The sequence below is a fragment of the Citrobacter sp. TBCS-14 genome, from assembly GCF_005280805.1.
In the GTDB taxonomy this organism is placed as follows: domain Bacteria; phylum Pseudomonadota; class Gammaproteobacteria; order Enterobacterales; family Enterobacteriaceae; genus Citrobacter; species Citrobacter gillenii.
On record NZ_SZWM01001232.1, the window covers coordinates 1 to 988 of the forward strand.

Annotated in this window: 2 protein-coding genes; both read left to right on the forward strand. The window is 52.3% G+C overall.

The window, feature by feature from the left end; translation table 11 throughout:
* The first annotated feature begins 83 nt into the window (after positions 1-83).
* Complete coding sequence (locus FDX22_RS26410) at positions 84-332, forward strand: DUF4222 domain-containing protein (protein ID WP_146718017.1); 249 nt, start codon at positions 84-86, stop codon at positions 330-332.
* Positions 322-988 (forward strand): helix-turn-helix domain-containing protein (locus FDX22_RS26415; protein WP_146718018.1); only part of this gene is annotated, 667 nt, incomplete at its 3' end. The genes FDX22_RS26410 and FDX22_RS26415, both read left to right, overlap by 11 nt.

Sequence of the window (988 nt, forward strand, 5' to 3'; positions counted from 1 at the left end):
AGATTATCAAACCGCTGGGTTCCGTGTAACCACAGTAGGGCGGTTTCAATTGTGGGGGTCTACAACCGGAGGGCGAAACGCCTGTGCGCGAACTTAACCGAAGGTTCAAAGATCACCGCGGAGTGCCAGTCCGTGTTATCCGCTGGGAGCCAGAAACACAGCGCGTTATCTATCTGCGTGATGGCTACCCGCACGAATGCTTTAGCCCACTTGAGCATTTCAGGCAAAAGNGCGTTATCTACCTGCGTGATGGCTACCCGCACGAATGCTTCAGCCCACTTGAGCATTTCAGGCAAAAGTTCAGGGAGATAACGGACGATCATGAGCACTAAATTAACCGGCTACGTATGGGATGGTTGCGCGGCGTCGGGCATGAAATTGTCTAGTGTCGCGATCATGGCACGCCTCGCTGATTTCAGCAGCGATGAGGGCGTGTGCTGGCCGTCCATTGAAACTATTGCTCGCCAGCTTGGCGCAGGGCCGAGCACGATCAGAACGGCAATCGCAAAGCTTGAAAAAGATGGCTGGCTCACGCGTACACAGCGCCGTAATGGTAACCGTAATGCGTCGAACGTGTACCGCCTGAATGTGGCGAAACTTCAGGCTGCCGCATTTTCTCAACTGTCAGATTCTGACACGTCAAAATCTGACGCATCAAATTTTGACGCCTCAAAAGCTGACCCGTCGAAATCTGGCAAAAATGGCGGTTTTGACCCGTCAGAATCTGGCGGGGATCCGTCAGTAAAATCAAAACAAGATCCACAAGTAACTTCAAAACCCTCTTGTCCGGTTGCGGCGCAACCAGACCCTGAAGTCGTGATTACTGATCAGGCAATTTTGGTTCTGACCCATTTGAACCAGATCAGCGGATCCCGGTATCAGAAATCAAAAACATCCCTGGAGAACATCCGTGCCCGACTGCGTGAGGGATACAGCGTTGCAGACCTGCAACTTGTTATCGACCTGAAGCATGAGCACTGGCACGAGA